Annotated in this window: 20 protein-coding genes; 7 read left to right on the plus strand and 13 right to left on the minus strand. The window is 67.6% G+C overall.

Annotated elements, in window-relative coordinates; all coding sequences use genetic code 11:
- Window positions 1-21: 21 nt before the first annotated feature.
- Window positions 22-1,509, plus strand: coding sequence for a GGDEF domain-containing protein (locus LQ564_RS08890; RefSeq protein WP_231057743.1), 1,488 nt, complete (start codon window positions 22-24; stop codon window positions 1,507-1,509).
- A gap of 64 nt (window positions 1,510-1,573) precedes the next feature.
- Window positions 1,574-3,205 (plus strand): SulP family inorganic anion transporter, encoded by a 1,632-nt coding sequence (locus LQ564_RS08895; RefSeq protein ID WP_231057744.1) that lies wholly within the window; start codon window positions 1,574-1,576, stop codon window positions 3,203-3,205.
- Window positions 3,206-3,256: 51 nt separating this feature from the next.
- On the opposite strand, the gene LQ564_RS08900 is transcribed toward LQ564_RS08895, so the two are convergent.
- Window positions 3,257-3,889 carry a 1-acyl-sn-glycerol-3-phosphate acyltransferase gene (locus LQ564_RS08900; RefSeq protein ID WP_231057745.1) on the minus strand — a complete coding sequence of 211 codons (633 nt, stop codon included), beginning with the start codon at window positions 3,887-3,889 and terminating at the stop codon, window positions 3,257-3,259.
- Window positions 3,890-4,085: 196 nt separating this feature from the next.
- On the opposite strand from LQ564_RS08900, the gene arsC reads away from it, so the two are divergent.
- Window positions 4,086-4,427 carry an arsenate reductase (glutaredoxin) gene (gene arsC, locus LQ564_RS08905; protein ID WP_231057746.1) on the plus strand — a complete coding sequence of 114 codons (342 nt, stop codon included), beginning with the start codon at window positions 4,086-4,088 and terminating at the stop codon, window positions 4,425-4,427.
- A 51-nt stretch (window positions 4,428-4,478) separates the two neighbouring features.
- Here the strand turns inward: arsC and LQ564_RS08910 are convergent, their stop codons facing one another.
- The 3 genes from LQ564_RS08910 to LQ564_RS08920 all read right to left on the minus strand — a co-directional run bounded on the left by LQ564_RS08910 (window position 4,479) and on the right by LQ564_RS08920 (window position 6,573).
- Window positions 4,479-5,711, minus strand: coding sequence for a right-handed parallel beta-helix repeat-containing protein (locus tag LQ564_RS08910; protein ID WP_231057747.1), 1,233 nt, complete (start codon window positions 5,709-5,711; stop codon window positions 4,479-4,481).
- Between the two features lie 108 nt (window positions 5,712-5,819).
- Window positions 5,820-6,272 (minus strand): acyl-CoA thioesterase, encoded by a 453-nt coding sequence (locus LQ564_RS08915; protein ID WP_231057748.1) that lies wholly within the window; start codon window positions 6,270-6,272, stop codon window positions 5,820-5,822.
- 154 nt (window positions 6,273-6,426) lie between these two features.
- Complete coding sequence (locus LQ564_RS08920) at window positions 6,427-6,573, minus strand: endonuclease/exonuclease/phosphatase family protein (protein ID WP_231057749.1); 147 nt, start codon at window positions 6,571-6,573, stop codon at window positions 6,427-6,429.
- Window positions 6,574-6,675: 102 nt separating this feature from the next.
- On the opposite strand from LQ564_RS08920, the gene LQ564_RS08925 reads away from it, so the two are divergent.
- Complete coding sequence (locus LQ564_RS08925) at window positions 6,676-7,020, plus strand: hypothetical protein (RefSeq protein ID WP_231057750.1); 345 nt, start codon at window positions 6,676-6,678, stop codon at window positions 7,018-7,020.
- On the opposite strand, the gene LQ564_RS08930 is transcribed toward LQ564_RS08925, so the two are convergent.
- From LQ564_RS08930 to LQ564_RS08945, 4 genes are all read right to left on the minus strand, one after another.
- Entirely contained in the window at window positions 7,017-7,748 is a 732-nt protein-coding gene (locus tag LQ564_RS08930) for a hypothetical protein (protein ID WP_231057751.1), read from the minus strand. The two genes, LQ564_RS08925 and LQ564_RS08930, sit on opposite strands and share 4 nt — an antisense overlap.
- Window positions 7,749-7,755: 7 nt before the next feature.
- Window positions 7,756-10,401, minus strand: a complete 2,646-nt coding sequence (gene pepN / locus LQ564_RS08935) for an aminopeptidase N (protein WP_231057752.1) — start codon at window positions 10,399-10,401, stop codon at window positions 7,756-7,758.
- A 330-nt stretch (window positions 10,402-10,731) separates the two neighbouring features.
- Window positions 10,732-11,784, minus strand: coding sequence for an alkene reductase (locus LQ564_RS08940; RefSeq protein WP_231057753.1), 1,053 nt, complete (start codon window positions 11,782-11,784; stop codon window positions 10,732-10,734).
- A 12-nt stretch (window positions 11,785-11,796) separates the two neighbouring features.
- A complete protein-coding gene (locus LQ564_RS08945) occupies window positions 11,797-12,093 on the minus strand; it encodes an ArsR/SmtB family transcription factor (protein ID WP_231057754.1) in 297 nt (98 codons plus the stop codon).
- Between the two features lie 116 nt (window positions 12,094-12,209).
- On the opposite strand from LQ564_RS08945, the gene sugE reads away from it, so the two are divergent.
- Entirely contained in the window at window positions 12,210-12,530 is a 321-nt protein-coding gene (gene sugE / locus LQ564_RS08950) for a quaternary ammonium compound efflux SMR transporter SugE (protein WP_231057755.1), read from the plus strand.
- Between the two features lie 10 nt (window positions 12,531-12,540).
- Here sugE and LQ564_RS08955 read toward each other — a convergent pair whose 3' ends face one another.
- A complete protein-coding gene (locus LQ564_RS08955) occupies window positions 12,541-13,512 on the minus strand; it encodes a succinylglutamate desuccinylase/aspartoacylase family protein (protein WP_231057756.1) in 972 nt (323 codons plus the stop codon).
- A 102-nt stretch (window positions 13,513-13,614) separates the two neighbouring features.
- On the opposite strand from LQ564_RS08955, the gene LQ564_RS08960 reads away from it, so the two are divergent.
- Window positions 13,615-14,754, plus strand: coding sequence for an acyltransferase family protein (locus LQ564_RS08960; protein WP_231057757.1), 1,140 nt, complete (start codon window positions 13,615-13,617; stop codon window positions 14,752-14,754).
- On the opposite strand, the gene LQ564_RS08965 is transcribed toward LQ564_RS08960, so the two are convergent.
- From LQ564_RS08965 to LQ564_RS08975, 3 genes are read right to left on the minus strand one after another with little or no spacing between them, the layout of a single operon-like run.
- Window positions 14,735-15,208 (minus strand): hypothetical protein, encoded by a 474-nt coding sequence (locus LQ564_RS08965; RefSeq protein ID WP_231057758.1) that lies wholly within the window; start codon window positions 15,206-15,208, stop codon window positions 14,735-14,737. The genes LQ564_RS08960 and LQ564_RS08965 overlap by 20 nt on opposite strands.
- A gap of 41 nt (window positions 15,209-15,249) precedes the next feature.
- Entirely contained in the window at window positions 15,250-16,116 is an 867-nt protein-coding gene (locus LQ564_RS08970; RefSeq protein ID WP_231057759.1) for a pirin family protein, read from the minus strand.
- A gap of 32 nt (window positions 16,117-16,148) precedes the next feature.
- Window positions 16,149-16,745: an FMN-dependent NADH-azoreductase gene (locus LQ564_RS08975; RefSeq protein ID WP_231057760.1), complete on the minus strand. Its 597-nt coding sequence runs from the start codon at window positions 16,743-16,745 to the stop codon at window positions 16,149-16,151.
- Window positions 16,746-16,867: 122 nt separating this feature from the next.
- Here LQ564_RS08975 and LQ564_RS08980 point away from each other — a divergent pair, with 122 nt between their 5' ends.
- Window positions 16,868-17,845, plus strand: coding sequence for a LysR family transcriptional regulator (locus tag LQ564_RS08980; protein WP_231058135.1), 978 nt, complete (start codon window positions 16,868-16,870; stop codon window positions 17,843-17,845).
- On the opposite strand, the gene asd is transcribed toward LQ564_RS08980, so the two are convergent.
- On the minus strand, window positions 17,778-18,626 hold the full coding sequence (asd, locus tag LQ564_RS08985) for an archaetidylserine decarboxylase (RefSeq protein ID WP_503827150.1): 849 nt from the start codon (window positions 18,624-18,626) through the stop codon (window positions 17,778-17,780). The genes LQ564_RS08980 and asd overlap by 68 nt on opposite strands.
- Between the last annotated feature and the right edge of the window lie 181 nt (window positions 18,627-18,807).

Genomic DNA, 18,807 nt, shown 5'->3' on the forward strand with positions numbered 1-18,807 from the left:
GTGTTCGTCAGGGAGAAAAGGATGTCTCAGCAGGAAGGTGGGCGAGCCCGTTCGGGCCTGTACCTCAACCCGGTCGGCCAGCGCCGCCTCGACTTCCAGCAGGCCTGCGGCGCGCTGTTCGACGGCCTGCGCGTGGCCGGCGGCATCGAGGAAGCGGCGGCGCTGCTGGATGCGCAGGCGCCTGGCGTCCTGGTGATCGACCTCGAACGCTTCGAGCCGGAAATCGACCTGCCGGCCCTGGGCGAACTGGTGGCGAAGCGCTGCGGCGCACCGGTGCTGGCGCTGTGCCCCTTCACCAATGCGCGCTGGCTGCCTGCCCTGATGGCTTACGGGCCGCTGGATTATGTGATCGTGCCGCTCGGGCTTGATGCGCTGGCGGACGAACTCGCGGCGCGCCTGGATGCGGGTTTTGCGCCCGTGCATGCGCCGACGCCCGTCGAAGAAGACCTGGCGGCGCTGCTGGCGGTGCGCTCCAGCGCCCAGCAGGCCCTGTTGGAGGCGGACGACGCCATCCGCTTCGGCGAACGCCTGTGCGCCGCGCTCCTGACCTGGCCCGGCGTGGTGCACGCGGCGATGTTCCAGCTGTGCGAAGGGAAGGACCTGCGCCTGGAAGCGCAATGCGGCCAGCAGCTGGCGCAAGCCGGCGCGCGCGGCCTGGACCTGGCGGCGCTGCTGGGCCGCGGCGAGCGCCTGCTGCAGTCGCCGCTGCGCCACGCCTTCCCGGGCCTGCTGGCGGCGGCCGGCGGCGAGACCGCGCTGCTCGACGCGCCGGAAAAGGCCGGCGAAGCGGCGCTGGCCGAGGCCCTGCACGCGCACGGCGTCGCGATGGTGGTCGGCCTGCCGATTCCGGCGTCGGGACCGGGCGCGCCGCGCGGTTCGCTGAGCCTGATGTTCGGCGCGCGCCATACCTTCTCGCGGGCGCAACTGGCGGCCTTCGACGACCTGGCGCAGCTGGCCGCCTTCGGCCTGCGCACCGCGGAGCTGATGCGCGAAAGCGAGGCGCTGCTCGGGCGCGTGACCCAGCTGGCCACGCTCGACGCCCTGACCGGCGTGGCCAACCGCCGCCATGGCGAATTCCTGATGGAGCAGGAGATCAAGCGCGCGCGCCGCTACCGCGTGCCGCTGGCCCTGATCGCCTTCGACATCGACCGCTTCCGCAACATCAACGACAGCTTCGGCCACCCGGTCGGCGACGTCGCGCTGCGCACCGTGGCCGACACCGCGCGCGCCCTGCTGCGCTCGAGCGACGTGCTGGTGCGCTCGGGCGGCGAGGAATTCCAGGTGATCGCGCCGCACACCAGCGCGATCGACGGCCTCAAGATGGCCGAGAAGCTGCGCGCCGCCATCGAGGCGACCGAGATTCCGGGGTGCGATCACGTGACCATCAGCCTCGGCGTGGCGCAGCTGGGCGAGACCGAATCGGGCGACTCCCTGGCGGTACGTGTCAATGCCGCGCTGGCGCGGGCCAAGCGGGCCGGGCGCAACTGCGTCGAGCTGGCAATGGGGTAGAGTGGTCGGCCGTACGCCCTGCCGCGATGTGGTAGGCTGGCGGCTTTTCTAGTCAGCAATACTTATGCTCCTCTGGCTGCGGCACTACCGGCGCGCGATGCTGCCCGGCGATATCAGCGCCGGCATCGTCGTCGCCATGATGATGATCCCGCAAGGCATGGCCTATGCCATGGTGGCGGGGCTGCCGCCGGTGGTCGGCATCTACGCCAGCATCGCGCCGCCGCTGCTGTATGCGCTGTTCGGCACCAGCAGCACCCAGTCGATCGGGCCGATGGCCATCATCTCGCTCATGACCGCCTCGACCCTGGCGCCGCTGGCCGCGCCCGGCAGCGCGCTGCATGGCGTGCTGGCGGCGCAGCTGGCGCTGATGTCGGGCGCGGTGCTGCTGGCCTGCGGCCTGCTGCGCATCGGCTTTCTCGCCAACTTCTTCTCGCGTCCCGTGATGAGCGGCTTCACCATCGGCTCGGCGATCCTGATCACCTGGGGCCAGCTGCCGGCGCTGCTGGGCGGCGCGCTGCCCCACGTGCATGCGCCGAGCGCGCTGCTGGGCGTGGGCGCGCTGGCGCTGCTGGTGTGGGCGCGCCAGTGGATGGCGGCGACCCTGCGCCGCCTGAAGATTCCCGCCGTCGCGGCCGACATCGGCGCCAAGCTGGCGCCGATGGCCGTGGTGCTCGGTTCGCTGGCGCTGGTCAGCGGCCTCGGACTGGACGCCCGGGGCGTGGCCACCACCGGCGAGGTCGGGGCCGGTCTGCCGCACCTGAACCTGGCAACCTCGAGCGCGCACTGGCAGGCGCTGCTGCAGCCGGCGCTCCTGATCGGTTTCATGATCTTCCTGATCAGCATGTCGGGCGCCCAGACCCTGGCGCTCAAGCGCGGCGAGAAGCTGGCCAGCAATGCCGAGCTGCTCGGGCTGGGCGCGGCGAACATCGGCAGCGCCCTGAGCGGCGGCTTTCCGGTCACCGGCAGCATCTCGCGCTCGGCGGTCAACTTCGCGGCCGGGGCCAATACCCAGCTCGCCAGCGTCGTCACGGCGCTGCTGCTGGGCGTGGCGCTGGTGGCGCCCAACGGCTGGCTGGCGCTGTTGCCGCTGCCGGTGCTGGCCGCGACCATCATCGTCGCGGTGCTGACCCTGGTCGACCTGTCGCTGCTGCGCACCGCCTGGCGCTACGACCGCGCCGACGCCGCGGCGCTGCTGGCGACCGCGGCCGGCGTGCTGGCCCTCGGCGTGGAGGCGGGTGTGGTGGTCGGGGTGGCGCTGTCGATGGGGGCGCTGATCTGGCGCGCCAGCCGGCCGCACATCGCGGTGCTGGGCCGCATCGCGGGCACCGAGCACTTCCGCAACATCGACCGCTATTCGGCGGCGACCGCGCCCGGCCTCATGATGTTGCGGGTCGACGCCGGGCTGTTCTTCGGGAACGTGGAAGCGGTGAACGAGCGTATCGAGGAGGAACTGGCGGCGCATCCGGACACGCGGCACCTGGTGCTGGTGCTGTCGGCGGTGAATGCGATCGATACCTCGGCGCTGTTCGGGCTGAAGGAGCTGAACGCTTCGCTGCGGGCGCGCGGGGTGCTGCTGCACCTGGCGGAAGTGAAGGGGCCGGTGATGGACAGGCTCAAGGAGAGTGACCTGTTGCAGTCGCTGAGCGGGCGGCTCTATCTGAGTGCGGCGATGGCGTGGGACGATCTGGTCGAGTAGACGCCATGTCGGGTGGGCGGAGGACCGCCCACCCGACGACCCCGGCCGTATTCAAGCGCGGCGGCGTTGCGGTTCCGACGGGTCGCGCGGGGGTGCCAGCTTGATCGGGGCGGCCTGGTCGGGGTAGAGGCCCTGGCGGCCTTCGTAGACGGCGGCGATGGCGGCCATGTCCTGCTCCTGGTCGCCGCTCAGGGTGAGGGTGTCGGCCACGCTCAGCACCTTGGCGCGGTAGTCGATGTACACCAGCAGCAGGGGCACCCTGGCGGTCGTGGCGAGGTGGTAGAAGCCGCTCTTCCAGTGCGGGCGGTAGCTGCGCGTGCCTTCCGGCGTGATCGCGATCCAGCACCATTTCTCGTCCAGCATGGTCTGGGCCAGCTGGCGGGTCGCGCCCATCGAGGCGCGGCGGTCGATCGCGATGCCGCCCCAGTAGCGCATGATGGCGCCCATCGGGCCGCGGAACAGCGAGTCCTTGGCGATCCAGCGGAATTTCAGGCCCAGCGCCCATTTGCCCAGCAGGCCGATGGGGAAGTCCCAGTTCGAGGTGTGCGGGTAGACCACCGCGATGCCGTGCGGTCCCGGCAGCGGCTTGTAGCGCAGCGTCCACCCGGCCAGGTTCAGCAGGCGCAGGGCGGTGCGCTGGCTCCAGGTCGGCAGGGCGCTCGGCCGCAGCGTGAAATCGTCCATCAATTCTCCGTCACTGTCTCTATTGTTGTTCTGCTATTTCCGCTTTCTGCGGAAAAATGAGCGTGGAATTCTATAGCGCTAGAGAAAGACGAACAAGGAAAAAAGCTGGTGCCAGTCATGAGCTGTGGTTATCATGCCGCCAAATAAATTCCAACATCGTGGCGCATTTTTCCCAATATTGACGAGCTTACATCAGATGGATATCACGATTTACCATAACGCGCGCTGCGGCACGTCCCGCAATACCCTGGCCGCCATCCGCGGCGCCGGCCACGAGCCGCAGGTCGTCGATTATCTCGCCCACCCGCCGTCGCGCGAACAATTGCGCGAGATGATCGCCGCCGCCGGCCTCGGCGTACGCGACGCGATCCGCGGCAAGGAAGCGGTGTATGCGGAGCTTGGGCTGGACGGCGTCGACGACGAGGCCTTGCTGGATGCGATGGTCGCCCATCCGATCCTGATCAACCGGCCCTTCGTGGTGACGCCGAAAGGCGTGCGCCTGTGCCGTCCCTTCGAGCGGGTGCACGAGATCCTGTAGGCGCCGCGGCGCGTGCGAACTGCGATCTGCCGCGGCAAGACGCGGGGATCGCTAGGGTGAGGACTGCGGCAGCCCGGCCGGCCCCGGCCCGTCATGCGGCACGGCGCCGATATCCGGCTGTCGGGCCGAATGCAGCGCCACCGCATCGGTCGCCGCCGGCGGCAAGCCCTTGCCGATCGCGGGCGAGCCGGGCCGCAGGCGGAAATCCGGCACGGGCTGGTTGCGGTGGTAGTCGGCGAACAGCGGCGCGGCACTGACGGTGCCGGTGTGCTGCCGCCCCGGCGACAGCTGCCAGTCGCCGCCCGGGTTCTGGTAGACCAGGTTGTGGCGGTAGCTCAGGTTGGGCCCGGTCGCCCCCTGTTCGACGATGCCCTGGGCGTTGTCGAACACGATGTTGTTCACCGTGTGGGTGTGGTCGTTCGGCCCCTTGCCGTGATAGTAGTCGCCGCCGCCCACGAAGATGCCGATGCCGGACGCGGCCACCGTGTTGCCGCGGATGGTCACGTGGCTGGCGTCGTGCCACAGGTGGATGCCGCTGCCCGAGGCGCGGTAGATGATGTTGTCGCGTACGTTGGCCGTGGTGCTGACGTAGATGCCGTGCATGGTGCGGCAGTCGGGCGGGCCGACGTCGTGCACGTGGTTGCCGGCGACGTCGCCGTCGACGCCCTTGTAGTAGCCGTCCACCCCGATGCCGGCCCCGCCGCGCGGCTCGCAGGGCACGTCGGTGCCGATGTGGTGGACGTGGTTGTGGTGGATGCCGTTGTGCGAGCCGGCGTTGTAGATGCCGCTCAGCCATTTCATGCCGCTCTGGTACTGGGTGCCGTCGATCTCGAAGCCGACGATGTCGAGGTAGTTGGCGCGGTTGTCCCAGGCCGCCGGCTGGCGCGAGTCGAGCGGCGGCACCACCCGGGCGGCGCCGCGCTCGCTCGACTGGAACACGATGCGCGCCTCGGCGGTGCCGTGCGTGGTGGTGCGCACCCCGCCGAAATAGATGCCGGGGGCGACGTGCACGGTGGTGCCCGGGCTGGCCGCCTGCGCCGCCCGGGCCAGGGTGCGGAACGGTTCCTCGCGGGTGCCGGGGTTGCTGTCGGAACCGTTGGGCGCCACGTAGAGCTCGGTGCGCACCAGTTGCGGGATGACGAGGTCTTCCTGGCCGCCGTCGCGCAGGCGGCAGCCGCCCGGCAGCGCGGAGAACAGCAGCGCCAGCAGCGCTGCCGCCAGCCAGCCAGCCGTCAGGGCGGTGGCCCGGGCGCCGGGAGCGGCATGATCGGGTGTGCGCGGCATGTTTTCCTCGTGGCGGGGCGACCCTTCCAGTTTGACGCGGCACAAGCCGAAGGGGGGCTGCTTAGCTCAACGTCTTCCTTGAGCGTTCTCAACACGCCGCCTGGACAGTCAAGCCGCAGGCGCGCCGGTCGCCTGCGCCACCGCCGGCATGTAAGCCTCCAGGAATTCGGCCGGCATGCGGCGCGGACGGCCGCTGGCGATCTCGATGCAGACCAGGTCCCAGCGCCCGCGCAGCACGGTGGCGCCGTCGCTGTCGCGCTTGAGCTGGAAGCGCCGCTCCATCGCCAGTTTGCCGTCGCCGGCGACCAGCCAGGTCGCGAGGGTCAAGGCTTCGCCGAGCAGGGTCGGCAGCAGGTAGTCGTAGTCGCCGCGCCGGATCGCCATCGCGCGGTCGAGGCGCCGGTAGTCGTCCAGGGTGAGACCAAGATGGTGCGAGTGGGCCCAGCCGGCCTGCTCGCACCAGCGCACGTAGACGGCGTTGTTCGTGTGGTTCAGTCCGTCGATGTCGCCGGGCTGGGGCGTGACGGGGAGGGTGAAGGGGTGCGGGTAATCCCAATCCAAGTAGGGCCTCGTAATGCTGTGGCGCGGCGCGCGGCCGCCGGAAGCGCCATTGTACGGCGCGCCGGCCATCGGCGTGCTCAGGCGCCCCAGTCGAGTTCGACCATCAGCGCCTGGTGGTCCGACCCGCCTTCGCTGGCGTCGACCCGCACCCGCGTCACCCGTCCGGCCAGGTCGAAACTTCCTGTACACACAGCATGTCGAAACGACAGAAGCGGTCGAGGCATGCGATGATGCGGTCGATTTCGGTCGCGCCGTCCGGGCTGCGGCCGGACTGGATATTCCAGGTGACGAGCTTGAACATGAGGGATTCCTTTTGCAAGTGCCACAGGCTAGCGCGCACCGTTGGATGCCGGCTTGAAGCAGCGCAGGCGTGCGGGACGCCGGCGCTTTCTGGAGAAATTGCATGTTCACGATGATCCTGTTGCTCTACCTGCAGCAGCACCGCGATGTGATGTTGGAGAGCACCAGCTTGAAAGGAAGCTTTCAGACGAAAAAGGCTTGCGAGGCGGCGGCCGTGCGCCTGCGCGGGCCCTTGCCGACGCCGGACGGCTACGCGGCCGCCTGGCATGACGCGATCTGCATCCCGGTCAATCGCGGCGTGATCGTCAACGAGGGCAAGCCGGTGGACCTGGGCGCCTTGTTGAAGGATCGTCCGCCGGTCGTGTGCGAAGGCACCGGCGCCTGGCGCCGCGTCGCGGAGCTGTGCGCTCCGGCCAGTTCTTCGGGAAGCAAGCAGAACGGCGGCTAGTCGCCAATCCAGGTCGCCTGGCTCGGGCAGCGCACCTGGCCCGCGCCGCCTTCGGCGCCGCGCGAGTCGAACAGTTCCGCGCCGCCGCCTTCGGCCCCGCCGATCTTCGGCCGCACGAAGCCGCTGCTGCGGCAGAAGTACTTGCCGCCGCGGCGGAAGCGGTAGATGGTCTGGCCGTCGGGCGTGGTGTAGGAATCGGTCTTGATGGTGAGGCTGGTGTCGCGGTGGGCGCCTTCCAGGCCGCGCACGAAGCGGCCCCACGGCGTGTCGGGGTTTTGCGGCACCCCGGAGTTCCCCTTGCGCGCCTCGCGGTCGATGGCGACGGCGTCCTTTTTCGCGCGTCCGACCATGGCCTGCGCCGGGGTCTCGGCGGGCGCGGGAGCCGGGTCCTGCGCGAAGGGATCGGCCGCCAAGCGCTGCGGTTCCACAGGCACGGTGATGGCCTCGGGTTCCGGCAGCACGCGTGGCGCCGGTGCGCTGCGTTCGGCACGCGCGGCAGCGTTCACGGGCGGCGGTGGCGCCATGCGCGGCGCCGGTGTGGCGGGTCTTGGTGGGGGAAGGGGAATCAGGTCGAACACCCGTTCCTCACGGGTGTCGTACGCCGGCAGATGCGCGATCCGCCAGCTGGCGGCCAGCAGCAGGTGCAGGCCGAAGGTGAGCAGCAGCCCCCAGGTGGGCATGCGGCGCCGAAGCGCCGCCGGGCCGGTGTCGAGAACCAGCTGCCGCATCCAGTCCTTAGGACTTCGGCGCGGTGAGGGCCTGCTTGATCGCCACGCAGCGCTGGTCTTCCTGCAGCGTGTCGAGCAGCGAACGGCGGGTGCCGGCGCTCAGGTCCTTCATCGTGCCCGCGGCCTTGGTCAGGCGCGCCACGCTCTCCGGGGTGCAGCTGGCCGGGATCATGGTGCCCGCGTAGGTGCGCATGAAGACCGGGCCGGCCGCCTTGTCGATCGCCGGCAGCTTGGCCAGGCGCTCGTCCGCGGTCTGCTCGGCCAGCTTCTTCTGCTCGGCCGGATACATCGAACCCATCGCGGTGCGCAGGCGCGAGAACGGCAGCTTGGTCTGCAGGTCTTCGACCTTGGCCAGCCACTCGGCCTTCACCGCCGGGTCCGGACGGACCACGGTGGCGGCCAGCGCCGCGCCCTGGCCGGTGTCCGACTTGTCGCGCGCCTGTTCGGCTTCCAGCAAGCTTGCTGCGCCCTGGTAGTTGTAGCGGTTCAGGCGGTTGATGATGGCCCAGCGCTGGTCCTGGCCGATCTTGAGGCCCTCAAGGCCCTGGCCTTCGAGCATGCCGGCCAGGCGCGCCAGCGCCTCGGGGTTGCTCGACAGGCCGAGGTAGGCGCCGAACCAGCTGCGCTGGAAGCTGTCGTTGCCCTTGTTGGCAACCACGCCCTGCCAGGCCATGTCTTCGAGCTGCTTGCCGGTCTGCTTCGACCACGCATTGTCGATGCCCATCGCGTTGATATAGCCTTTCGAGCCGGCCACCTTGCCCAGCACGTCGCCGAGCAGGGTGTAGTCCTTCTCCTGCGGCGCATTGGCGAGAGCGACCTTGATGAAGTCGTTCAGCGGCAGCTTGGCGTCGCGCACGCCGTCCCACAGCGCCTGCCACAGCATAGCGCGCAGCAGCGGATCCTCGACGCCGGCCAGGGTGGTGCGTGCGGTTTCAAAACTGCGCTGGTCCAGGTTGACCTTCACGAAGCCCCAGTCCTGGTAGTTCGGGTAGACCATGTCGGGGCAGGCTGCGCCGACCAGGCCGGGCACATTGGTCTTCGCGCCCGAATAGGTGATCGGCACGTTCTTGTCGAGCACCAGCTTGCCGCCCACGCGCTTGAAGGCGGCGACCTGTACGCGCTGCTCGCGCAGGGTCGGCAGATCGCGGCTGGCAGCGGTCTGCTGCAGCGAGAAGGCGTTGATCTTGCCGGCCTTGCAGGTGTAATTGGCGGTGATGGTGTTCACGCCGGCCTGGTACAGCCAATCCTGGGTCCACTTCGACAGGTCGCGGTTGGCGGCCTGGCCCAGGCTGCCGATGAAGTCTTCCAGCTTCGCGTTCTGCCACGAGTACTTCACCAGGTAGTTGTGGACGCCCTTGCGGAACACTTCCTCGCCCAGCATGTGGCGCAGCTGCTTCAGGGTCGAGGCGCCCTTCGAGTAGGTGATCGCATCGATGTTGTCGAAGGCGTTGGCCGACGACGGCACCGGCACTTCGATCGGGTGGGTCGAGACCTTCTGGTCCTGGATGTAGGCGCCCTGCTTGTCCTGCTGGTAGAAGGACTGCCAGGCGTCCTTGAACTCGGTCGCTTCGGCGGTGGCCAGGGTCGCCATGAAGGAGGCGAAGCTTTCGTTCAGCCACAGGCCGTTCCACCACTTCATGGTGACCAGGTTGCCGAACCACTGGTGCGCCATCTCGTGCATGATGACTTCGGCCAGGCGCGATTTCTGCGCCGGGGTCATCTCGGATTTGTACAGGAAGCCGCCTTCGGCGAAGGTGATCGCGGCCGCGTTTTCCATCGCGCCGTACAGGAAGTCCGGCACCAGCAGCTGGTCGTATTTCTCGTACTGGTAAGGGATGCCGAAATAGTTGTCGAAGAAGGTCAGGCCGCTCTTGGTGTAGCGGAACCAGTCGGCCGGCGTGACTTGCTTGGCGACGGACTGGCGCGCGAACAGGCGCATCGGATACTTGCCGCTCTTGTCTTCCCACATCTGGTAAGGACCGGCGTGCAGCGAGAAGTTGTAGGGGCTCAGCTTCTTCGTCTTCGGGAAGGTCCAGCGCTTGGCGCCGGATGCGTCGGCCACGTTGGTTTCGCGGGTGGTGGTGATCACGTGCCAGTCGGCGGGGGCGCTCACGGTGACCGTATAGGTGGCCTTCAGGTCGGGCTGGTCGAACACCGCGAACATCTGGTGCGCGGCGGCCGGCTCGAAGTGCGAGTAGGTATAGACCTTGCCGTCGACCGGGTCGACCATGCGGTGCAGGCCTTCGCCGTTGGTGCTGTGCAGGCGCTCGTAGGCGATGCTGACGGTGTTCTTGCCCTTGACCAGGGTGTCGGCTGGCAGGGTGACGAACCAGTTGTTGTAGGTCGGCGTGACCTGCTTGCCGTTGATGGTTACCGACTTGACGGTCGCTTTATCCAGGTCGATGGTCAGCGCCGAGTCGGTGTCCTTCAGGTCGAAGGTGACGGTGCTGGTGCCGGCGAAGGTCTCCTTGCCGGTCAGGGTAAAGTCGAGCACGTAGTCCACGTTCGACACGCGCGCCGAGCGGGCGAACGCGTCTTCCTGCGACAGGTAGGCGTTCTCCGCGCGGGCCTGTGCGGGCGCGGCGTGGGCGGCGTTGATGGCGAAAGCGGATGCGACGGCCAAGGCCAGAACGCGGGGTGCGAGGTGTTTCACGTGGTCTCCTGGAGGACAGCGCGCTATTGGGTGCGCTAGAAAGAATCGCGCAAGAATAGCATGAGACAGCTGTCAACCACACCACATGCATATCACTTTGTAGGGTGAACGTACGGGGTGCAAGGAGAGGGTGGAGGATGGATTGCGAACTTGGGTTCCCGCCTGCGCGGGAAGTCGTAGGCCCCAGTGGGGCGTACGACGGTTTCTCGGCTAACGAATCAAGTTAGCGCATCAACTATCCACTGACCTGAAGACCGTCATTACCGCCACTGGCGGTAATGACTTCCCGCGCAGGCGGGATTCCAAGTTTGTATGCGTACAGCTAGCGTATCAAGCCAGCGCCGGATAGTCGATGTACCCTTCCGGCCCCGACCCATAGAACAGCTCCGGCTTCGGCGTATTGAGCGGCGCATCCTGCGCAAACCGCTGCGGCAGATCCGGGTTCGCGATGAACCACACGCCGAACGCCACCGCATCCGCCTCGCCCGACGCGATCAGCTGCTGCGCGCTTTCCTTGGTCAGCTTTTCGTTGGCGATGTACACGCCGCCGAATTCCTTCTTGATGTGCGCGCGCAGGCTGTCGTCGCCGATGGCTTCGCGGGCGCAGATGAACGCGATGCCGCGTTTGCCGAGTTCGCGCGCGACGTAGCCGAAGGTCTCGGCAGGGGTCGAGTCGCCCATGTCGTGCGCATCGCGGCGCGGGGCCAGGTGCATGCCGACGCGGTCGGCGCCCCAGACCTCGATGCAGGCGTCCGTCACTTCCAGCATCAGGCGCGCGCGGTTCTCGATCGAGCCGCCGTACTGATCGTTGCGCTGGTTGGTGGAATCCTGCAGGAACTGATCCAGCAGGTAGCCGTTGGCGCCGTGGACTTCGACGCCGTCGAAGCCGGCCTTCTTGGCGTTCTCGGCGCCCTTGCGGTAGGCGGCGACGATGCCCGGGATCTCGGACAGGTCGAGCGCGCGCGGGGTCGCGTAATTGCGCATCGGGCGCAGCAGGCTGACATGGCCCTTCGGCTGGATCGCGGACGGCGCGACCGGCAGTTCGCCGCCGAGGAATTCGGGGTCGGAGATGCGGCCCACGTGCCACAGCTGCAGGAAGATGCGCCCGCCCGCCTTGTGCACGGCGTCGGTGACGATCTTCCAGCCTTCGACCTGCTCGTCCGACCAGATGCCCGGGGTGTCGGCATAGCCCACGCCCATCGGGGTGACCGAGGTCGCTTCCGACAGGATCAGGCCGGCGCTGGCGCGCTGCACATAATATTCGGCCATCATCGCGTTCGGCACGCGTTCGCCGCCGGCGCGGGCGCGGGTCAGCGGGGCCATGATGATGCGGTTCGGCAGTTCGAGGGCGCCGACCTTCAGCGGGTCAAACATCGTAGTCATTGGGTGCTGCTCCTAAAGTCCGTCGTTTAATTGGTCGAGGAAGGCCTGGATGACCTCCTCGTTACGCTGGAAGAAGATGAACTGGCCGACGCGCTTGCCCGTCACCAGGCCCGCCTTGTGCAGGGTGGAAAGGTGGGCCGACACCGTCGACTGCGACAGGCCGGTGCGCTTGTCGATCAGGCCGCAGCAGACGCCGAGGTCGAGCGGGTGCTCCTGGTCCGCGAAATACTGCTGCGGGTCCTTGAGCCAGTGCAGGATCTGGCGCCGCACCGGGTTCGCCAGGGCCTTGTGGATCGCGTCGATGTCCATGTTCTTGCCTTTATATCGGGTTCTTTCGATCCGAATATCGTGATCTTACGATATATGCGGAAATCCTGCTGGCGGCGGCTATACTCGGTGCTTTTGCGTCGGAATGGGGAGTAGGAATGAGCTGGGTATATCTGTTCATCGCGGGGCTGCTGGAGGTGGCGTGGGCGGTCGGCCTGAAGTACACGAACGGCTTCACCAAGCTGATGCCGTCACTGTGGACCCTGCTGGCAATGCTGGGCAGCGTCGGCATGCTGGGCCTGGCCCTGCGCCAGCTGCCGCTCGGCACCGCCTACGCGGTCTGGACCGGCATCGGCACGGTCGGCACGGCGATCGCCGGCATGATCCTGCTGAACGAACCGGCCGGCGCCATGCGCCTGGGCGCGATCGCGATGATCGCCGCCGGGATCATCGCGTTGAAATTCCTGTCGCCGGGTTGAAGCGAAGGGCTTATTCGCGGCCGAACGCGGGGTTCGGACGGGTCATGTAATACCACTCCGAGTTGGCGGCCGCCTTCGCGTCCGGGAACAGGATGCGGCCGCTGAACTCCGCCTTCACCACGGTGCCGTCGGCGCGCACGCCGATCTCGTCGCCCTCGTTGACCGGGTCGAAGCTGGCCCACGGACGGCTGAACGCGTCGTCCGCGTGCAGCTTGTCGTGCACGGTGACCATCGACAGCGCTTCCATGTCCTCGAAGGCGATCGGCTCCGGGTCCGGCGCGGCGATCAGCCCCAGGTGCGCGAGCGTGTTCATGATGGCGCGGTAGGCGGTTTCGGGCGCTTCCGGGTCGACGTGCTGGCCGCATTCGAGGGTCAGGGCCCAGCCGCCGGTGCTGCGCATGTATTCGGTGGTGCCGACGCCGTAGCGCAGCACGGTTTCGAGTTCGTCGGCGTTGCGGCTGCGGCGCTTGACGCCGTCGCCGTAGGTGGCCAGCCAGCCGTCCACGAAGCGCGTCACGCCCAGGCGGCGGGCCAGGGCGCGCTCCTTGTCGGCGTGCTTGAAGGGCTGCAGCGGGCCGTCGTTGTCGAGCGGGCCGACCATCACGAAGGGCAGGCCGCCTACCGCATTGAAGGAATGCAGGTCGAGCAGCACCTCATGCTGGGCCAGCAGGGGGCACAGCCAGTTGGCGACCTGGTCCTCGAAGTCCTGCGGGTGCTCCTTCGGGAACAGGTTGCGGTTCAGGTTACGGTCGCCGTTGCGGGTATTCTGCTCGTAGGCCTTGGGATTCACGATCGGCACGAAGGTGACGCTGCCGGCATTGATGTGCAGGCGGCCAGCGTCGATTTCCTCCATCACGCGGCGGATCGCGATGGTGCCGCAGACTTCGTTGCCATGGGTCGCGCCCATGATGATGACGCGCGGGCCGGGCTGGATGCCGGTGTAGTTGACGGACTTGAACTGGTACTGGCTGGGGGAAGTCATGGCAAGGCGATCCGGATAAAAAGGTGCCGATATTCTATCGGTAAAGATGGCGGCGGGCGAGGGCGCGTGGCATCATCGGCGTTTCGCCACATACCGCCCCGCATGCCATCCACCGCCACCGTTCGCGTCCACGGCCTCGACACCCTGCGCGCGCTCGCCGTCAGTGTCGTCGTGCTGCACCACTACGAGCTGTTCGTGAGCGACGCGCCGACCTTCGGCTGGTTGGGCACCGTCGGCTGGGTCGGCGTCGACCTGTTCTTCGCGCTGTCGGGCTACCTGATCGGCAACCAGATCTTCGCCGCGATGAAGTCGCCCGGCGGCTTCTCGCTCAAGCACTTCTACGCGCGGCGCCTGCTGCGCACTCTGCCGAACTACTGGGCGGTGCTGGCGCTGTACTTCCTGTGGCCGGCCTTCCGCGGCGACGCGCCGCTGCTGCCCTTGTGGAAGTACGCGACCTTCATCCAGAACTTCGCGCTGGAGCCGGGCAGCGCGTTCTCGCACAGCTGGTCGCTGGCGATCGAGGAGCAGTTCTACATGCTGCTGCCGGCGCTGGCCCTGGTCGGCGCGGCCTGCAAGGGGTCGCTGCGCCTGGCCTGGACCGGGATCGCGCTCGCCTTCATCGCCGGCATGCTGGTGCGGGCCGACCTGTGGCAGGCGATGGATGCCCACACTCATAAGCTTTACTTCTACTTCAAGCATATTTATTACTCAACCTTATGCAGGTATGACGAGCTGCTGGCCGGGGTGGCGCTGGCACTGCTGCGCAACCATCATCCGGGGGCGTGGGGACGGTTGACGAAACATGGCAACGCGGTGGGGCTGATCGGCATCGCCGCGTGCGGCGCCGCGTTCTGGTTCTTCCTCGACGACCGCTACGGCTTCGGCATCACGGTGTTCGGCTTTCCGCTGATGGCGCTGGGTTTCTCGCTCCTGATCGTGGCGGGCGTGGCGGAGGGCTCGGTGCTGCGCAATCTGCGCGTGCCGGGCGCGGGTTCGCTGGCGCTGTGGTCGTATGCGATCTACCTGCTGCACAAGCCGCTGTGTGTGCTGGCGGCGCGGTGGCTGGCGGAGCTGGGCTACGGCGCCGAGCATCCGCTGACGATCGCCGCGCTGCTGCTGTTGTCGGTCGCGAGCGGCTGGCTGCTCTACAAGCTGGTGGAGACGCCGTTCATGATGCTCCGCGAGCGTTACGTGCCGAGCAATGCGGCGCATCCCGCCGGCTTCACAGCCGCGCCTCGATGACGCCGAATGCGGCCGGCGCATCGGCCAGGAAGGCGAGGATGGCGTTGGCCTGGACCTGCGGCTCGTATTCGGCCGTGTCGCGAATCGCCTGGCGCAGGCCCGGCACGACTTCGACGGTGTACGGGCTGCGGTAGGCATTCACCAGCAGCGCCGCCAGGTCCACCGGCGCGCCCTGTGCGCGGCGCAGGCGCCCCTCGATCACGGCGAGCAAGGCGCGCTGCATGCGCGGCGTGGGGTTGACGATTTCGCCGAACACATGGGGCGTGTTGGCGATCGCCTCGCAGATGCGCGCTTCGATGGCGTCCGGCCTGGTGTCCGAGGCGATGTCGAAATACGCCTTGTTCCAGCGCGTGCGCGCGTAGGCATGGCCGGGAGGGAAGGCCTCCAGGGTCTCGAATCCGAGCGCGCGGCTGGCGCGCCCGAGGAGATCGGCGACGGTGTCTAGCAGAGGCATGAAAAAGCGGGATGCACGTATGTCATCCCGCCAGTATAGCTTTACACGAAGCGGCCCGCGCGGAAGTCGTCGAAGGCCTGGTACAGCTCCTCCGTCGTGTTCATCACGAAGGGCCCGTGCTGGGCGATCGGCTCGTTCAGCGGACGGCCCGCCAGCAGGATCAGCCGGGTCGGCTCGAGCGCCTTGATGCGCACCCCGTCCGCGCCCGCGGCGTTATCGAGCAAGGCCATGCGCGTCTTGCTCACCCCCTTGCCGTCGACGACCGCTTCGCCGCGATAGACATAGAAGAAGGCATTGTGCCCCTGCGGGATCGGCTGTTCCCACGTCACGCCCGCCGGAATGGCGATGTCGAGGTAGAGCGGCAGCGTATGTTCGCGCTGCACGGCGCCTTTCACGCCATGGGTCTCGCCCGCGATCACCTGCACCGTCACGCCGTCTTCACCAACAAAGCGCGGGACTTCCTCGGCCGGGATGTCGCGGTACCACGGCGCCGACATCTTGTCCTTGCCCGGCAGGTTGAGCCACAGCTGGAAGCCTTCCATCAGGCCTTCGCTCTGTTCCGGCATCTCGGAGTGGATCACGCCGCGGCCGGCCGTCATCCATTGCACGCCGCCGTCGGTGACCAGGCCCTCGTTGCCGGCGCTGTCGCGGTGGCGCATGCGGCCGTGCAGCATGTAGGTGACGGTCTCGAAGCCGCGGTGCGGGTGTTCCGGGAAGCCGGCGATGTAGTCGCCGGCCTTGTCGGAGCCGAAGGCGTCCAGCATCAGGAAGGGGTCGAGCCTGCGCTGCAGGGTCCCGGTCAGCACGCGGTTGATCTTCACGCCCGCGCCGTCCATCACGAACTGGCCGCTGACGACGCGTTCGACGCCACGCGACTTGGCGATGGTGGGGGTGAGGACTGCGCTCATGCTGTTCTCCTGATGATGGTTGCGTTAAAGAGTTATGCCAGTGCCGCTTCGACCGCTTCGTTGGCCGCCTGCTTGCCCTTGCTGGCCGCGTCCGGACCCATGTTCAGGCCCGACGAGTAGATGAAGGTATGGTCGGTCAGGCCCAGGAAGTTCAGCAGCATGCGGATGTGCGGCACTTGCGGGTCGGCGTCCGTCGGGTACACGCCGCCGCGCGAGGTGGCCACGTACACCTTTTTATTCTTCAGCAGGCCTTCCGGACCGGTCTCGGTGTAACGGAAGGTCACGCCGGAGCGGGCGATCGCGTCGAACCAGTTCTTCAGCTGCGCCGGCATGCCGAAGTTGTACATCGGGGCGCCGATCACGATCACGTCCGCCGCCTGGGCTTCCGCGATCAGGGCGTCGTCCAGGGCCACGCGGGCAGCCTGCTCGGGCGAACGCTGGTCCGCCGGGGTGAACAGCGCGCCGACGGCGGCGCCGTCCAGCAGCGGGTGCGGCTGGCTGCCGAAATCGCGGCGCACGACTTTCGCGTCCGGGTTGGCGGCGACCAGTTTGTCGACGACCAGCTTGGTCACGCGGTTCGATTCCGAATTGGCGCCGAGGACGCTGGAGCTGATCTGCAGGATGTTCATGGTGTGTGTCCCTTCCTTGTTGGTGGAGTAGCGATGGGAGAACTTTATCGGTTCCAAAAACAATCCGGAAGACAGTAAAATGGATAACATTATCCTGCTGATGGAACAATGGTGGAACAATGATGGACCTGGAAGCCAACGACCTGCTGCTGTTCGCCCGCATCGTGGATGCCGGCAGCTTCAGCCGCGCGGCCGAGCGCGTGCAGTTGCCGAAGTCGACCGTGTCGCGCCGCATCGCGCTGCTGGAGCAGCGCCTGGGCGAACGCTTGCTGCAGCGAACCACGCGCAAGCTGGTGGTGACGGAATTCGGCGCCAGCCTGCTGGAACACGCGCGCGCGGTGCTGGAACAGGTCGAGGCGGCCGGCGCGCTGGCCCAGCACCGCCAGGGCGAACCCTCGGGCAAGCTGCGCATCTCGGTGCCCGCCGATTTCGCCAACATCGGCATGCACGAGGTGGTGGCGCGCTTCATCGCGCGCTATCCGAACGTCTCGGTGGAGATGGACCTGTCGCCGCGCCGGGTCGACCTGATCGCCGAGAACTTCGACATCGCGATCCGCATGGGCGACCTGCCGGACGACGCTTCCTTGAACGCGCGCCCGATCAACCTGCAGCATTTCGGCCTGTACGCCTCGCCCGGCTACCTGGCCACCCACGGCATCCCCGAGCACCCGGACGACCTGCCGGCCCACGACGTGCTGTGCATGTTGAGCCGCAACGGCGGTTCGGTGCCCTGGGTGCTCACGCGCGGCAAGGTGCGCTGGGAGCGCCTGCTGAACGCGCGCCTGAATGCGAATTCGCCGGAGCTGCTGGCGCGCATCGCCGCCGGCGGCGCCGGCATCGCGGGCAGCTCCTCGACCTTCGCCGATCCTTACCTGAAGACGGGGCAGCTGGTGCGGGTGCTGCCGGAGTGGGACTTGCCCGCCGCGAGCGGCTGGGCGGTGTTCCCGGGCCGCCGGCTGATGCCGGCCAAGACCCGGGCCTTCCTCGACATGATGGGGGCGGCCTGCGCCGCCGCCGGCCACGAAGACAGGGTCAGCGGGGACGGTTCCCCATCGCTTCGCCCAGCCGCACCGGACGCTCCGGCGACCAGTCGCCGTTGAAGGAAATCGTTCCCTTCTTGAACAACATGACGATGGTGGAGCCGAGCAGGAAGCGGCCCATCTCTTCGCCTTTCTTCAGCACGATGTTCTGGTCGTCGTAGTTCCACTCGCAGATGCGCGCCATGCGCGGCGGGTTCACCACGCCATGCCACACGGTCGCCATGCTGCCGACGATGGTCGCGCCCACCAGCGTCATCACGAACGGCCCATGCTCGGGCGACTCGAACACGCAGACCACGCGCTCGTTGCGCGCGAACAGTCCCGGCACGCCGCGCGCGGTGGTCGGGTTCACCGAGAACAGCTTGCCCGGCACGTAGATCATGCGCGTGAGGCGGCCGTCGCAAGGCATGTGCAGGCGGTGGTAGTCCTTCGGGCTCAGGTAGAGGTTGGCGAAGTGGCCGTGCTGGAAGTGGGCGGCCAGCGACGCGTCGCCGCCCACCAGTTCCTGCGAGGTGAACTTGTGGCCCTTGGCCTGGAAGATGTGGTGGTCGTCGATGTCGCCGAACTGGCTGATGGCGCCGTCGACCGGGCACACGAAATCGGCCTGCGCCAGCGGGCGCGCGCCATCCTTCAGCGGACGCGTGAAGAATTCGTTGAAGCTGGTGTAGCTCGCGATGTCGGAATTGGCCGCCTCGTCCATGTTGACGCCGTACTTGCCGACGAACCAGCGGATCAGGCGCGTGGTCATCGCGCCGCCCTTGGCGCCGGCGACGCGGCCGGCGAAGTTGGTCAGCGCCGTTTTCGGCATCACATATTGGGGCAGGACTTTTAGACGGGACACTTTGCTAGGCCTCTTGGTTTGCTTTCGATGGACGCATTATAGCGGCGATCATCGCGGCCAAGCGCAGCCGCGAGCCGCCGATGGCATGGGTGCCGGATAAAAACGAATGCATATACGTTTTTCAGAGACAAGGAGAGTTGCGCCTGGGACAATGTCGACCTCTACCAACCGTCCCCCTCCA

Source organism: Massilia phyllostachyos (genome assembly GCF_021044825.1).
GTDB classification, from domain to species: domain Bacteria; phylum Pseudomonadota; class Gammaproteobacteria; order Burkholderiales; family Burkholderiaceae_D; genus Telluria; species Telluria phyllostachyos.

Bases quoted from the DNA above. Each gene is read 5' to 3' on its own strand.
- LQ564_RS08890 (WP_231057743.1), top strand. From the start codon at position 22: ATGTCTCAGCAGGAAGGTGGGCGAGCCCGTTCGGGCCTGTACCTCAAC.
- LQ564_RS08895 (WP_231057744.1), top strand. From the start codon at position 1,574: ATGCTCCTCTGGCTGCGGCACTACCGGCGCGCGATGCTGCCCGGCGAT.
- LQ564_RS08900 (WP_231057745.1), bottom strand. From the start codon at position 3,889: ATGGACGATTTCACGCTGCGGCCGAGCGCCCTGCCGACCTGGAGCCAG.
- arsC (WP_231057746.1), top strand. From the start codon at position 4,086: ATGGATATCACGATTTACCATAACGCGCGCTGCGGCACGTCCCGCAAT.
- LQ564_RS08910 (WP_231057747.1), bottom strand. From the start codon at position 5,711: ATGCCGCGCACACCCGATCATGCCGCTCCCGGCGCCCGGGCCACCGCC.
- LQ564_RS08920 (WP_231057749.1), bottom strand. From the start codon at position 6,573: ATGTTCAAGCTCGTCACCTGGAATATCCAGTCCGGCCGCAGCCCGGAC.
- LQ564_RS08925 (WP_231057750.1), top strand. From the start codon at position 6,676: ATGTTCACGATGATCCTGTTGCTCTACCTGCAGCAGCACCGCGATGTG.
- LQ564_RS08930 (WP_231057751.1), bottom strand. From the start codon at position 7,748: ATGCGGCAGCTGGTTCTCGACACCGGCCCGGCGGCGCTTCGGCGCCGC.
- LQ564_RS08940 (WP_231057753.1), bottom strand. From the start codon at position 11,784: ATGACTACGATGTTTGACCCGCTGAAGGTCGGCGCCCTCGAACTGCCG.
- LQ564_RS08945 (WP_231057754.1), bottom strand. From the start codon at position 12,093: ATGGACATCGACGCGATCCACAAGGCCCTGGCGAACCCGGTGCGGCGC.
- sugE (WP_231057755.1), top strand. From the start codon at position 12,210: ATGAGCTGGGTATATCTGTTCATCGCGGGGCTGCTGGAGGTGGCGTGG.
- LQ564_RS08955 (WP_231057756.1), bottom strand. From the start codon at position 13,512: ATGACTTCCCCCAGCCAGTACCAGTTCAAGTCCGTCAACTACACCGGC.
- LQ564_RS08960 (WP_231057757.1), top strand. From the start codon at position 13,615: ATGCCATCCACCGCCACCGTTCGCGTCCACGGCCTCGACACCCTGCGC.
- LQ564_RS08965 (WP_231057758.1), bottom strand. From the start codon at position 15,208: ATGCCTCTGCTAGACACCGTCGCCGATCTCCTCGGGCGCGCCAGCCGC.
- LQ564_RS08970 (WP_231057759.1), bottom strand. From the start codon at position 16,116: ATGAGCGCAGTCCTCACCCCCACCATCGCCAAGTCGCGTGGCGTCGAA.
- LQ564_RS08975 (WP_231057760.1), bottom strand. From the start codon at position 16,745: ATGAACATCCTGCAGATCAGCTCCAGCGTCCTCGGCGCCAATTCGGAA.
- LQ564_RS08980 (WP_231058135.1), top strand. From the start codon at position 16,868: ATGGACCTGGAAGCCAACGACCTGCTGCTGTTCGCCCGCATCGTGGAT.